Annotated in this window: 11 protein-coding genes; 7 read left to right on the forward strand and 4 right to left on the reverse strand. The window is 69.0% G+C overall.

Annotated features, from left to right (window positions below; translation table 11 throughout):
- Positions 1 to 52 precede the first annotated feature (52 nt).
- From VF289_RS17050 to VF289_RS17060, 3 genes are all read right to left on the reverse strand, one after another.
- Positions 53 to 997 carry a carbohydrate ABC transporter permease gene (locus VF289_RS17050; protein WP_330885216.1) on the reverse strand — a complete coding sequence of 315 codons (945 nt, stop codon included), beginning with the start codon at positions 995 to 997 and terminating at the stop codon, positions 53 to 55.
- Complete coding sequence (locus VF289_RS17055; protein ID WP_330885217.1) at positions 994 to 2,001, reverse strand: ABC transporter permease; 1,008 nt, start codon at positions 1,999 to 2,001, stop codon at positions 994 to 996. The genes VF289_RS17050 and VF289_RS17055 overlap by 4 nt, the downstream gene beginning before the upstream one ends.
- A 566-nt stretch (positions 2,002 to 2,567) precedes the next feature.
- A complete protein-coding gene (locus VF289_RS17060; protein ID WP_330885218.1) occupies positions 2,568 to 3,518 on the reverse strand; it encodes a helix-turn-helix domain-containing protein in 951 nt (316 codons plus the stop codon).
- Positions 3,519 to 3,622: 104 nt separating this feature from the next.
- Here VF289_RS17060 and VF289_RS17065 point away from each other — a divergent pair, with 104 nt between their 5' ends.
- The 4 genes from VF289_RS17065 to VF289_RS17080 all read left to right on the forward strand — a co-directional run bounded on the left by VF289_RS17065 (position 3,623) and on the right by VF289_RS17080 (position 8,115).
- On the forward strand, positions 3,623 to 5,011 hold the full coding sequence (locus VF289_RS17065; protein ID WP_330885220.1) for an alpha-glucosidase/alpha-galactosidase: 1,389 nt from the start codon (positions 3,623 to 3,625) through the stop codon (positions 5,009 to 5,011).
- Positions 5,012 to 5,076: 65 nt separating this feature from the next.
- Positions 5,077 to 6,360 carry a sugar ABC transporter substrate-binding protein gene (locus VF289_RS17070; protein WP_330885222.1) on the forward strand — a complete coding sequence of 428 codons (1,284 nt, stop codon included), beginning with the start codon at positions 5,077 to 5,079 and terminating at the stop codon, positions 6,358 to 6,360.
- The gene (locus tag VF289_RS17075) at positions 6,344 to 7,225 is read left to right on the forward strand and encodes a sugar ABC transporter permease (protein WP_330885224.1); all 882 of its coding nucleotides are present in this window, start codon (positions 6,344 to 6,346) and stop codon (positions 7,223 to 7,225) included. The genes VF289_RS17070 and VF289_RS17075 overlap by 17 nt, the downstream gene beginning before the upstream one ends.
- Positions 7,222 to 8,115, forward strand: coding sequence for a carbohydrate ABC transporter permease (locus tag VF289_RS17080; protein WP_330885226.1), 894 nt, complete (start codon positions 7,222 to 7,224; stop codon positions 8,113 to 8,115). Before VF289_RS17075 ends, VF289_RS17080 begins: the two co-directional genes overlap by 4 nt.
- 158 nt (positions 8,116 to 8,273) lie before the next feature.
- Here the strand turns inward: VF289_RS17080 and VF289_RS17085 are convergent, their stop codons facing one another.
- Entirely contained in the window at positions 8,274 to 8,570 is a 297-nt protein-coding gene (locus tag VF289_RS17085) for a nucleotidyltransferase family protein (RefSeq protein ID WP_330885228.1), read from the reverse strand.
- A 143-nt stretch (positions 8,571 to 8,713) separates the two neighbouring features.
- Here VF289_RS17085 and VF289_RS17090 point away from each other — a divergent pair, with 143 nt between their 5' ends.
- Genes VF289_RS17090 through VF289_RS17100 form a run of 3 tightly spaced genes read left to right on the forward strand, consistent with a single transcriptional unit; the run spans position 8,714 to position 12,980 of the window.
- The gene (locus VF289_RS17090) at positions 8,714 to 9,835 is read left to right on the forward strand and encodes an ROK family transcriptional regulator (protein ID WP_330885230.1); all 1,122 of its coding nucleotides are present in this window, start codon (positions 8,714 to 8,716) and stop codon (positions 9,833 to 9,835) included.
- A complete protein-coding gene (locus VF289_RS17095) occupies positions 9,832 to 11,334 on the forward strand; it encodes a sulfatase-like hydrolase/transferase (RefSeq protein WP_330885232.1) in 1,503 nt (500 codons plus the stop codon). Before VF289_RS17090 ends, VF289_RS17095 begins: the two co-directional genes overlap by 4 nt.
- Positions 11,335 to 11,351: 17 nt before the next feature.
- Positions 11,352 to 12,980 (forward strand): alpha-L-arabinofuranosidase C-terminal domain-containing protein, encoded by a 1,629-nt coding sequence (locus VF289_RS17100; protein ID WP_330885234.1) that lies wholly within the window; start codon positions 11,352 to 11,354, stop codon positions 12,978 to 12,980.
- The last annotated feature ends 30 nt before the right edge of the window (positions 12,981 to 13,010 follow it).

A 13,010-nucleotide genomic window follows, 5' to 3' on the forward strand; every position in this document is an offset into this window, starting at 1 on the left:
TGTGGGACCTCCAGGACGGTCGGGTCGGGTGCTCGGTCGGTGACGGAGGTGGTCAGCCCTTCACTGCGCCCGTGAGCACACCCTTGGTGAAGTGGCGCTGCAGGAACGGATAGACGAGCAGGATGGGGACGATCGAGATGACGAGGATGGCCATCTGGATGGTGGTCTGCGGGGGCGCCGCCTCCACCGCTGCCCCCATCTCCGAGGTGCCCATCTCGGTGCCGTTGACGACGTAGGTGCGCAGGACCATCTGCAACGGCCACTTCGAGGCATCGTTGAGGTAGAGCAGCGCGTTGAAGAAGGCATTCCAGTAGTTCACGCCGTAGAAGAGACCGACCACGGCGAGGACTGCGCGAGACAGCGGCAGCGCGATCCGACGGAAGATCTGCCACTCCGAGGCGCCGTCGATGCGCGCGGCGTCGATCAGCTCCTCCGGGAGGTTCACGAAGAAGGCGCGCACCACGATCACGTTGAACGCGCTCACGGCGGTGGGCAGGATGAGTGCCCACAGGCTGTCGATCAGATCGAACTGCCGCACCACCAGGTAGGTGGGGATCAGTCCGGGAGCGAAGAGCAGGCTGACCAGGACCAGCAGCAGCATCTGTTTGTTGGCCACGGTGCCGCGCCGGGACAGAGCCCACGCGAGCGTCGCGGTGAGCGTGAGGCTGAGCAGCGTCCCCGCGCCGGTGACGAAGATGCTGATCAGCAGCGCTCGCGAGACGACGCCGCCGCTCAGGATCGATCGGTACGCGGTCAGATCGATGTCGCGGGGGAACAGCACGAAGCCGCCGGCCTCGGTGACCTGGTCCGCGGGAGCGAGACTCGTGGAGACGATCCCGAGGAACGGGATGACCACGAGCGCGCAGGCCACCGTCAGGACGGTCGTCTTGAAGATCCTCTCGACGGGACCGGCCGTCTCGAGGCCGCCGGCGCGCCTCTTCCTGGGGCCGGAGGACGTGCTGCGGGGATGTGTGATCGGGACCGAGGTGGTGCTCATGCTTTGTAGACCCCCTGCTCGCCGAACGCGTGGGCGAGCTTGTTCGCAGAGATGACGAGGACGAGGCCGACGGCGCTCTTGACGAGCCCGACGGCGGCAGCTGTGCCCCATTGCCCGCCGGCGATGCCCTCGTTGTAGACGTAGGTGTCGAGCACTTCACTGGCTTCGATGCCGACGGCCTGCTGTTGGAGGATGATCTGCTCGAAGCCGACCGTCAGCGAGTTCCCGAGCTGCAGGATGAACAGCAGGATGATGATCGGCTTCATCCCGGGCAGGGTCACGTGCAGCATCTGCCGGAAGCGGGAGGCGCCGTCGACCGAGGCCGCCTCGTACAGGGACTTGTCGATGCCGGCGAGCACGGCGAGGAACAGGATCGTGGCCCAGCCGGTGTCCTTCCAGACCACCTGTGAGGTGAGCAGGAGCCGGAACACCTCGGCGTTGCCGATGATGTCGAGGGTCTCGAGGCCGTGGGAGCGCAGGAAGTTGTTGATCATCCCCGAGCCGCCGAGCATCTGCTGGAAGACGGCGACCACGATCACCCAGGACAGGAAGTGAGGCAGGTACAGGATCGACTGGACGATCTGGCGCAGCCGGTGGGAGAGCAGGCTGTTCAGGATCAGCGCCAGAACGATCGGCAGCGGGAAGATCAGCACGGATTGGATGAGCGTCAGGATCAGCGTGTTCCACAGGGCGTTGAGAAACGCGGGATCGCTGCTGAGGAGGATCCCGAAGTTCTGGAATCCGACCCAGAGGCTCTCCTCGATGCCGAGGAAGGGCTGGAAGTCCTGGAACGCGATGACGTTCCCGAGCAGCGGGTAGTACTGGAAGGCGAACAGCGCGACCATGCCGGGGATCGCGAAGGCCAGGACCATCCTGTCGCGCAGGATCCGCCTCCACAGCGGTGGTCGGGGCCGGGGTGTGATGGCTGTCGACGTGGGGCTGTCGGGCTCGCCCCGGTCGGGTTCGTGGTGTGGCCGCGTGGCCCTGTCGAGTTCAGCAGTCATGCGGACGGCTCCTTGGGCGCCCGCCCCAACGGTGGGGCGACGGCGAGGTTCGGGGATAGCTGCTGGTGAGGCGTGTATCGAGACGGTTCTGAGTGCGGCTCTGGTGCTCGAATCCGGCGGTTCCCGGTACTGCTACGGATCGAATCTGTCGCGATGTACAGCCCTAGAAAAGTGGTTGCCACAAGTTGCTGTCTGCGGATGAAGCGGGGGAGGCGGAGATATGGACCGGTATGCGGAGTTCGGCGGAAGGAGGATGCGCAGCATGCCGCGCCCAGCCTGTGGACGTGCGCATGGGCGCGATGCTGTGGGCATCGGAGCTCTCGGAGCGGCTGCAGGCCCGGGTGCGCTGTGGGGGCGGCCGACGTACCTGCGACGCTCGGACGCAGCCCTGGATCGAGAGCTCGCCCGGTCGGTGACCGAGTGGGCGCGGGCCGAGGCGGGGTGGGACGAGCCGGTGTGAGCAGTGCGGAGACGGCGGAGCGCAGCGCGATGCTCCGGGCGGCATGCGCCGTCACCGGCCGTGGGACGCCGCGCGGTGCCGATCGGTTCGTCCGGCCGTGCGGACGTCAGCCGGAACCCTGTCGGCGATACTCCCGCGGCGTCATCCCGCAGGCCGCGCTCACGTGCTCGTAGAAGCTCGAGAGCGAGCCGAAGCCCGCGGCGTCCGCGATCTCCGTGATGCGCAGCGGGGTGGTCAGCAGCAGGCGCTGCGCCTCCGCGACGCGGCACATCGTCACGTAGTCGCCGAGCGTGACCCCGGCGGTGCGGCGGAACACCGTCATCGCATGGGACGGGGTCAGATGCACGGCGGCGGCGATGTCCGCGATCGCGAGCGGTCCCTGATGGTGGTCCCGGACGAACTGCGCCATGGCGCTGACCTGTCGCAGGCGAGCCGCCGGGGCGGAGCCCGCGTCGCCGAGGGGAGCGCCGGGGCCCGGGCGGGAGGAGGCGCGCAGGATCCGGCGCACCGCCGCCTGGATCTCGAGCAGCGCGATCTCCGCGCTGTCGTCGTCGGTCGCGCCGTCGTGCTCCCCGTCGGTCCCTGCGTCGCCTTCGCGACCATCGGGGTCGGCCCCGACCGCCCCCTCGCGGCCCCTCGGAGCTGCGGGCTCCGATCCTTCGATCTCGAGCGCCCAGCGCTCCGCCATGTGGGCGATGCGGGAGGCGAGCTCCGGAGCACGAGTGATCAGTGGCTGGGCGCTGAGCAGGGGAGCGGTCTGCGACTCGGGAAGGCCCCAGGCCAGGAACATGCTGAAGGGCACGTGCACCCAGCACATGTCCCCGGTGCGGGAGTCGACCAGCCCATGGGGCTGTGCCGCCCAGAATACGGCGATCTCCCCCTCGCGGATCGTGAGCGGCTGCCCGCCGAAGAGGTAGTGGAGCTGTCCGTGCAGGACAAGGTTCACCTCGATGTCGTCGTGGCGGTGCATCGAGAACATCGGCGGCGGGGCGCCCCGTCGGATCCACAGCCCCGCAGGCATCTCCTCCACGGTGTCGCCGAGCGGCAGCTGCGTCATCGCCCCACCGTAGACCAGCCCGTGGCCCACGGACCGTAGGATCCTGGAAGGTCTGCAAATGATCCCGGGAGACCTCCGGCCCCATGCGCCCCTAACGTGAGGGCATGACAACGACGTTCGTGAAGAACCCCAAGATCACCCTCATCGGCGCCGGCGGATTCGTGTTCCCCTTCCGCCTGATCGGGGACATCCTCTCCTTCCCCGCGCTGCGCGACTCCACCCTCACCCTCATGGACGTGAACCCGGACAAGCTCGGTCCCGTCGCCGCCGCGACCCGCGAGCTGGTGGATCACCACGGCTTCCCCACCACGGTCGAGGAGACCACCGACCGTCGCGCCGCGCTCGACGGCGCGGACATCGTGATCATCACCTTCCAGGTGGGCGGCGTGGAGTCCTACCGGCACGACGTCGAGATCCCGCGGAAGTACGGGATCGACCAGACCGTCGGCGACACCGTGGGCCCCGGCGGCGTCTTCCGCTTCCTGCGCTCCGTGCCCGCCTACGCACAGATCGCGGACGATGCTCTTGAGGTGTGCCCGGACGCCACCTTCATCAACTACGCCAACCCCATGGCGATGGCCACCGCCTACCTGAATGCCAGGGGACTGCGGACCGTGGGGCTGTGCCACAGCGTCCAGGGCACCACCCGCATGCTCGCCCGCACCCTCGACGTGCCCTACGACGAGATCTCCTACCGCTGCGCCGGCATCAACCACCAGGCCTGGATCCTCGAGTTCATGCACGGAACGGAGGATCTGTATCCCCGCGTGCGCGAGGTGATGGCCGAGCGGCACCGGCGCGGCCGCGGCGCGGAGGACCTCGCGGGGGACGACGGCGACCACTCGGAGGCGGCCGACGCGGCCAGCACCTACGAGGGCGGCAACGAGCAGGTGCGCACCTCGATCATGAACGCCTTCGGATACTTCCAGACGGAATCCAGCCACCACGCCTCGGAGTACCTGCCCTACTTCCGCAAGACTCCCGAACTCGCGAAGGAGTTCATCCCCGAGCGCTGGGACTACTACGAGATCTGCGTCGCGCACGACGATCAGGGCGACATCGACGCCCAGCTCGACAAGCTCAAGGCCGAGCTCGCCCCGAGCGTCGAGTACGGCGCGAGCATCGCCAACTCGATCGTCTCCGGGGTGCCGACGGTGATCCACGGCAACGTCCCCAACAACGGCGCCCTGATCACGAACCTCCCGGCCGACGCCTGCGTCGAGGTGCCCTGCCTGGTCGATGCCCGCGGGGTCCAGCCCACCGCCATCGGCGACCTCCCGCCGCAGCTGGCGGCGCTGAACCGCACCAACGTCAACGTCCAGACCCTCGCCGTGCGGGCGGCACTCGAGGGGAACGTCGAGAACGTCCACCATGCCGTGGCGCTGGATCCGCTGACCGCCGCGCTGCTGACGTTGGAGGACGCCCGGGCGATGACCGAGGAGCTGCTGGCGGCGCACGCGGAACGGCTGCCGGAGGCGCTGCGGCAGGGTTGAGGACGACCCCGGGGCGGGAGCACAGGCGCTTCCGCCCCACCCGGTGCTCAAAGGAGAGCGATCACATGAGACCCCTGACCTTTCCACGCCGCGAGATTCTGGTCGTGGCCGGCATCTCGATGGCCGGAGCCCTGGCCGCCTGCAGCGGCCAGTCCCCCGGCACCCAGCACCTGCGGCTCTCGTCGTGGAACATCCCTACGGACCTCGAGTCCTACCAGGCGATCGCGAACAGATTCGTCGAGGACCATCCGGGCACGTCCGTCGCGGTGGAGGTGACCACGGGGTCCTTTCACCAGTGGTTCATCACGCGCCTGGCCGCGGACCTCGCACCGGACATCATCCGCATCACCCCGCAGCAGATCGGCCGGTACGCCGCCAACGGCAGCCTGCTTGATCTCTCCCAGGCGATCCCCGCTGACTATCAGCAGGACTGGAGCGAGCCCTTCTGGGCGATCGGCCAGCGGGAGAACGGACTCTTCGGCGTCTTCCAGCACACCGACAACTTCATCACCTACTACAACCGCTCGGTGATGGAGGAGATCGGCGTCCAGCCCCCGACGAGGCTCGAGGACGCCTGGAGCTGGGACCAGTTCCTGGAGATCTCCGCCGAGGTCAAGAAGGCGACGGGTAATTACGCCTTCTCCTACGGCTGGAGCGGCCCGGACACCGCCTACCGCTGGATGCCGTTGATCTACCAGAACGGCGGCGCGTTCCTCGGCGAGGACGGACTCACTCCCTCGATGGACTCCGACGCCGCGATCGAAGCGTTCGCGTTCGGTCGTCAGTGGTACGCCGACGGGCTCGTCAGCCCCAGCAACATGAGCAAGTCCGGCGGCGGGCACGTGGACTTCGACCTGTTCACCACCGGGCAGGTGGGCATGGCACTGACCAACCCGGAGGCGATCGCCGCCTTCGACGAGGCGATGCCGGGAGAGTGGGGCACCGCCCCCATGATCCGGAACGTCGGCGAGGCCTCCGACCTCGGCGGCAACACCCTCGCCGTCACGAAGTCCACGAAGCATCCCGAGCTCGCTGCGGAGGTTGTCGCCTACATGACCAGCCGCGAGAACATCCAGGAGTTCTGCCACAACGGCAACTGGATCCCCTCCCGCACCTCTCTCAGCGCGGAGGACATCGGCTACGCCGACCACGAGGACGTCATGCAGCAGTTCATCGACCAGGGCACCACGATCCCGCTGTCGATGGTGAAGGCCCAGTCCGGCGAGTACTTCAGCTCCCTGAACACTGTGTTCGCCGACTACCTCGACCTCTGCCTCCTGGGACAGCTCACGCCTCAGGAGACCTCGGCCCAGATGATGGAGGCGATGCTCAGTGTCACGTCCCGCTGACAGGCGCAGCCGCCTGACCCCGTATGTCTTCATCGGCCCCGCAGCGCTGCTGTTCGGCGCCTTCTCCCTGATCCCTATCATCATCGCGATCACCCTGAGCTTCCAGGACACCCAGACCCTCGGCGAAGGGCAGTGGGTGGGGCTGGACAACTACGCAGCCATGGGCTCGGACCGCCTCTTCCGCACAGCGCTGATCAACACCCTTGTGTTCACGATCGGCACCGTCCCTACGGCGATGGCGGCGGGCCTCGCGCTCGCCGTGGCGCTGAACCGTCCGTTACCCGGCCGCGGCGTGCTGCGGGCGATGTTCTTCGTGCCGATGGTCGCCGCCGGTGTGGTCGTCGGCGTGATCATGTCCTGGATCTTCAACGTCGACTACGGCGTCGCCAACAACGCCCTCGCACTGCTGGGGATCGACCGGATCCCGTGGCTGACCTCGCCGTCGATGGCGATGTTCACCCTGATCATCGTGGTGGTGTGGACCCGCATCGGATTCTGCATGGTCATCTACCTCGGCGCCCTGCAATCGATCCCGTCCGAGCTCAAAGAGGCCGCGGCGATTGACGGGGCCGGGCGCTGGTCGCGGTTCCGCTCCATCACCGTCCCGATGCTCACTCCCACCACCTCCATCCTCCTGATCCTCAACGTGGTGTTCTCGATCCAGGCGTTCGACGTCATCTACGTGATGACCGGCGGCGGCCCGGGCTTCTCCACCACGGTCCTCATCCAGTACGTGTTCCGCTCCGCGTTCCAGGACGGCCAGATGGGCTACGCCGCCGCGCTGGGCCTGGTGCTCGTCGGGATCCTGCTGGTCTTCACCCTGCTGCGGCAGCAGGCCTCCAAGAGAGCGGAGAGCTTCCTATGAGCACCACCCTGAGACCGGCAGCGTCGCCGGGCACAGCATCCACCGCACAGCCGCGACGGGTCAGAGCCCGGACCGCCCCGCGACGATGGCTGCTCGTCGCCGCGCTCACTGCCCTCGCACTGCTGATGGTCTTCCCGCTGTACTGGATGGTCATCTCCGCGCTCACCCCGGGCGGGCAGTCCCAGAGCTCCGAGTTCTACCTCTTCCCGGCGGAGCCGAGCTTCGCGAACTTCTCCGAAGTGTTCTCCACCCAGCCCGTATGGCGCTGGATCGCGAACTCGACGTTCATCGCCGTGGTCACCACCGCGATCTCCGTATGCGTCTCCCTCGGTGCGGGCTACGCGCTGGCGAAGTACCGCTTCATGGGCAAGGGTCTGCTGTACACGGCCTTCCTCATCACGATCATGATCCCCATCCAGGTCACCCTGGTGCCCTCGTTCCTGGTGGTGGCGCGGCTGGGCCTCGTGGACTCGCCCTGGGCAGTCATCCTGCCCACGGCGTTCGACGTGGTGGGCATTTTCATCGCCCGCCAGTTCATGCTCTCCGTCCCCAACGCCCTGGTCGAGGCGGCCCGCGTGGACGGCGCCGGGGAGTTCCGTGCCTTCTTCTCGGTGGTGCTGCCCACCTGCGGCCCGTTGATCGGGGTGCTTGTGATCCTCGCGTTCATGGCGCGGTGGAACGACTTCCTGTGGCCGATGGTGGTGCTCCAGGGCAACGAGAGCCTGACCGTCCCGGTGGCGCTGTCGACCCTCACCAACAACCCGGCCTTCGCCTCCCCGTGGGGTGCGGTGATGGCGGTCGCGACCGTGACGGTGCTGCCGATCCTGGTGGTGTTCCTGGCGTTCCAGCGGCAGTTCGTGCAGGGGATCTCGAGCACGGGGATCAAGTAGTCGCGGGAGGGTTTCCCGGCCGTCGAAATCTGGAGGCGACGAGGTGCGACAGAACCCGGCCGCGGCCGTCCTCGCGTTCCTCTCGATAGGACCGGCCTTCGATGAACTCGTGGATCCGGCGTCCGGCCTGGCGAGCGTCCCAGAGGACCGCCGCGGCGTCAGGCCGCATAGATCTCGACCGACGTCCGTGCGACGGATCGGGCGAAGTGCGGGTTCTCGAGACTCTGGGAGGTGACCAGGTCGACCGGTCTTTCGAGCAGGGACTCCAGTTCTTCTTTCAGACCGAAGTAGTCATCGAACGGGGACGGTGACGCGGAGGAGAACTCCACGAGGAAGTCGGCGTCGCTGCGTTCGGGGTCGAATGCCGCAGTGGTGCCGGAGCCGAACATGGACAAGCGCGCCACATGGTGATGCCGCGCCAGCTCGGCGACCGCGACCCGATCTATCACCAGCATTGTTCCTCCTGAACGCCGGTGGCTTCTGGGGCGATCATCTCACGGGCTGAATCGGCACGGAAGACGGGATCGTGCAGTCCGGCCCTCCCGAATCTTTCTGCCGGAGGGTTGTCGGAATAATTCTCGGTCCCTAGCTTTGCCCCATGAGCGATGAGATCGGCGTTCTCGCACTGACGCGACGAACCCATGAGATGCGGGTCCTGGCCGCGCTGCGCACCCGAGGGCCCTCCAGCCGTGCGCAGCTCGCGGAGGCGACGCGGCTGTCCCGCACCACCCTGTCCGAGATCGTCGGCGACCTGCTCGCCCGCGGCGCGGTAGTGGTGACGGAGACTGATGCGGCGCAGCGCCGGGGGAGCGGCCGGCCCGCCGCGCTGCTGGCCCTGGATCCCGGCTCGGCGCAGTTCCTCGGGCTGGACTTCGGGCACCGCCGGGTCGCGCTCGCGATCGCGGGGGCGAGCCACGAGGTCGTCGCCGTGGGCGAGGCCGGGTACGACGAGCGCAGCACCTGGCCAGAGCGCGCCGCACTGGCCATCACGCTCGCCCGTGAGCTGGCGGCCGAGCAGAGGCTGCACTTCGGGGCGCTTCAGGGCGTCGCCGCCGGGGTGACCGGGCGCCGCCGTGACGAGGCGGAGCCGATCGTCGCCGACGCGCTCGCCGAGGCGTTCGGCGTGGACGCCATCGTGGACAACAACGTGCGCTTCGCCGGACTCGCGGAGGCCGGCGAGCGAGGCCGCCCCTTCGCCCACGCGCTCTACCTCCAGCTCGGCGACGGGGTGGGTGGGGCCGTGGTGGTCGATGGCCATCTCCACCAGGGGGCGGGCCGCTCGGCCGGCGAGTTCGGGCACGTGGTGGTCGATCCGGGGGGTGCCCTGTGCCGCTGCGGCAAGCGTGGCTGCCTCGAGACGATCGCGAGGCTCGAGGCGCTCGAGGGGGCGTCGGTCGAGGATCTGGACCGGGTGGCCCGCGGCGTGGGCGAGGTGCTCGGGGCGGCATCGATGGTGCTGGACCCGGAGCTGATCGTGATCGGCGGCCGCGTCGTGGACGAGCACCCGAGTCTGCTGGCACGGATCGAGCAGGCGGTCCGCGACCGCGCCGGCGGATCCGCCGGCCAGCTGCCGGAGATCCGGGCGGCGGTGTGCGGCCCGTTCGCCGGTGCGCGGGGCTCCCTCATCGCCGCGATCCATGAGAGCCCGCTGCTGGCGGGCTACGACCTGGCCATCTCCGCGGGCTCACCGCGGCAGCGATCGGGGAGGGCCGCCGGATGACCGCCCCGAACATCCTCGTGCTCATGACCGACCAGCACCGAGTCGACACCTTCGGCGCCTACGGCGGCCCGTGCGGGCTGACCCCGGTGGCGGACGAGATCGCCCGCACCGGCACCCGGTTCGACCGCTGGTACACCCCGACGGCGATCTGCACGCCCGCTCGCGCGAGCATGCTCACCGGGCAGGCGCCGTTCCGGCACAGGGTGCTGGCCAACCATGAGCGCAACGTCGGCTACCTCGAGGACCTCGAGGAGGGGACGTTCACCGTCCCCGCGGCGCTGCAGGAGGCCGGGTACGCGACCGGGCTGGTGGGCAAATGGCACGCCGGCCACGAGCGGACGGCCCGCAGCTTCGGCTTCGACGGCCCGGAGCTGCCCGGGGACGCCTGGCACAACCCCGTCGACGCCCCCGACTACCTCGCCTACCTGGCCGAGCGCGATCTGCCGCCCTATGCGATCAGCGACCGGATCCGCGGCACGCTGCCGAACGGCGGCCCCGGCAACCTGCTCGCCGCCCGGCTCCACCAGCCCCTCGAGGCGACCTTCGAGCACTACCTCGCCACTCGCACCATCGAGCTGCTGGAGCGCTACGCCGGCCGCCGCGAGAGCGAGGACGCCCCCTTCTCCCTGCAGCTGAACTTCTTCGGCCCCCACCTGCCCTACATCCTCCCGGACGAGTACTTCGACCTCGTCGACGTGGAGGGGGTCCAGCTGCCGCCGTCGGTCGCCGAGACCTTCGAGGGCAAACCGCCCGTGCAGGCGAACTACTCCGCGCACTGGGCCTTCGACACGATGCCGGAGGAGACCTCGCGCAAGCTCATCGCCGTCTACCACGGCTACGTCGCGATGATCGATGCGCAGATGGGCCGGGTCATGGACGCGCTGGAGCGGCTCGGTCTCGCCGAGGAGACCGCGGTGCTGGTCACCTCCGACCACGGGGAGTTCACCGGGTCGCACCGGCTGCACGACAAGGGCCCGGCGATGTACGAGGACATCTACCGCACCGCCGGGATCCTCCGCGTCCCCGGGCAGGAGCCCGGCATCGTGCGCGACGAGTTCGTGAGCCTGCTGGACACCGCCGCGACCTTCCTCGAGCTCGCGGGCCTCGACCCCGCCCCCGCGGTCGACTCCCGCAGCCTGCTGCCGCTGACCACGCGCGAGGAGGTGGCGTGGCAGGAGGACATCGTGTGCGAGTACCACGGCCACCACTTCCCCTACCCCCAGCGGATGCTCCGCACGGAGCGGTACAAGCTCGTGGTGAACCCGGAATCGGTGTGCGAGCTGTACGACCTGGTCACCGACCCCGACGAGATGCGCAACCGCTACGAGGACCCGGAGCTGGCGGCGGTGCGTCGGAGGCTGTCCCGTCGGCTGTACGACCTGCTGGTCGAGCGGGGCGACAACTTCTTCCACTGGATGACCTCGATGTACGACATCGGCGAGGTCTCCTACGACCCGATGATGAGCGGCCTCGACGAGGCCACCTACCAGCAGCGATGATCCCGAGGAGCACAGGCATGTCGACGCAGGCCACGATCACGATCTCCACCGATGACCGGGCGGAGGTGGACCGGAACGTCTACGGCCACTTCCTCGAATCGGCCTTCTTCGGCAACATCGAGGGCGGCGTGTTCGACGAGGGCTCACCGCTCGCGATCACCGGGCAGGGCGCGCTGGACGGCTGCCGGGCCGATGTGCTCGAGGCGTGCCGGGAGCTGGGACTGCCCGTGGTGCGCTGGCCGGGCGGGAACTTCACCTCCGCCTACTGGTGGCGGGACGGGACCGGGCCCCGCGACCAGCGCCCGCGTCGGCTCGAGCTCGCCTGGGGCTCCGAGGAGTCCAATCGTTTCGGCACCCCGGAGTTCCTGGCCTGGATCGAGGCGGTGCGCACGGACTCCTCGCCCACCGCCGCCTATCTCCACCACAGCGCCCGCAGCGTCGAGGACGCCGTGCGCTGGGTCGAGTACACCAACTACGCGGGTGACACCGAGATGACGGGCCTGCGCGCCTCCGACGGGCACCCCGAGCCGTACGACGTGCGCTGGTGGGGGATCGGCAACGAGGTCTACGGGCCCTGGCAGATGGGCCATCGCAGCGTGGAGCGGTATGTCGAGGACGCCCGCGAGCACGCCCGCTTCATGCGCCAGGTGGATCCGCAGCTGCGGTTCATCGCCTGCGGCTGGGAGAAGGAGCAGTACACGCAGACGCTCATCGCCGGGCTCGGCGACCAGGTCGAGGCGGTGTCACTGCACCTGTACGGCCTGGACCACCACCTCACCGACCCGTCGACCGCGGAGTTCGAGGACGTGGTCGCCCAGCCGGTGTACTTCGAGCAGACGATCGCGGAGTACGCCGACGAGATCCTGTTCGCCGCCGAGCGGGCCCACCTCGAGTCCGTGCCGTCCATCGCGATGGACGAGTGGAACAACCGCCACATGCAGTCCGTGGAGCTCGGCGAGCCGGTGCCCGCCTCGGACGGCGGATTCACACCGAGCGGCACCGGCGCCGTCGAGGACCGCAAGGAGGTGAACCGTCACAGCACCCGCACCCTCGCCGATGCGCTCATGTACTCCGGGGTGTTCCACGCGATCCACCGCGCCGCCGGCCATGACGTGCCGGTGAGCATGGCCAGCGCCGTGAACCTGATCAACGCCAACGGCATCCTGCAGGTGCGGCCGGACGGCGTGCTGCGCACCCCCGTCTTCCACATCTGGCACCTCTACCAGAACCTCTTCCAGCCCCTCGCGGTGCGGGCCGAGGTCACCGCCCCGGCGGCCTGGCGGCAGGTGCGCTGGGGCTCCGCCCACCAGGACCCGCGCGGCTACCCCCGCGCCACCCGCCCCGCCGCGGTGAGCCTGCTGGACGTCAGCGCCTCCCTCTCCCACGACGGCCGCACCCTGACGATCGCGACGATCAACCGCTCCGCGACCGACGCGCTCACCGCACGCCTGGACCGCGCAGGCGGGACCCTGCCCGGCACCGCCACCTGCCACGACCTCGGCGCCGACGCCGAGGACCTGTTCCAGACCAACACCCTCAGCGAGCCCGAGAGCTGCGCCCTCCGGGACCGCGGCACCGTGACGCTCGACGAGGGGGCCTACACGTTCCCCGCGCACAGCGTCACGCTGCTGACCTTCGCACTCTGACGGCCGGACCACCCCCAGCGACGAGGAGGT

It is taken from the genome of Brachybacterium sp., from assembly GCF_036379615.1.
Lineage (GTDB): Bacteria > Actinomycetota > Actinomycetes > Actinomycetales > Dermabacteraceae > Brachybacterium.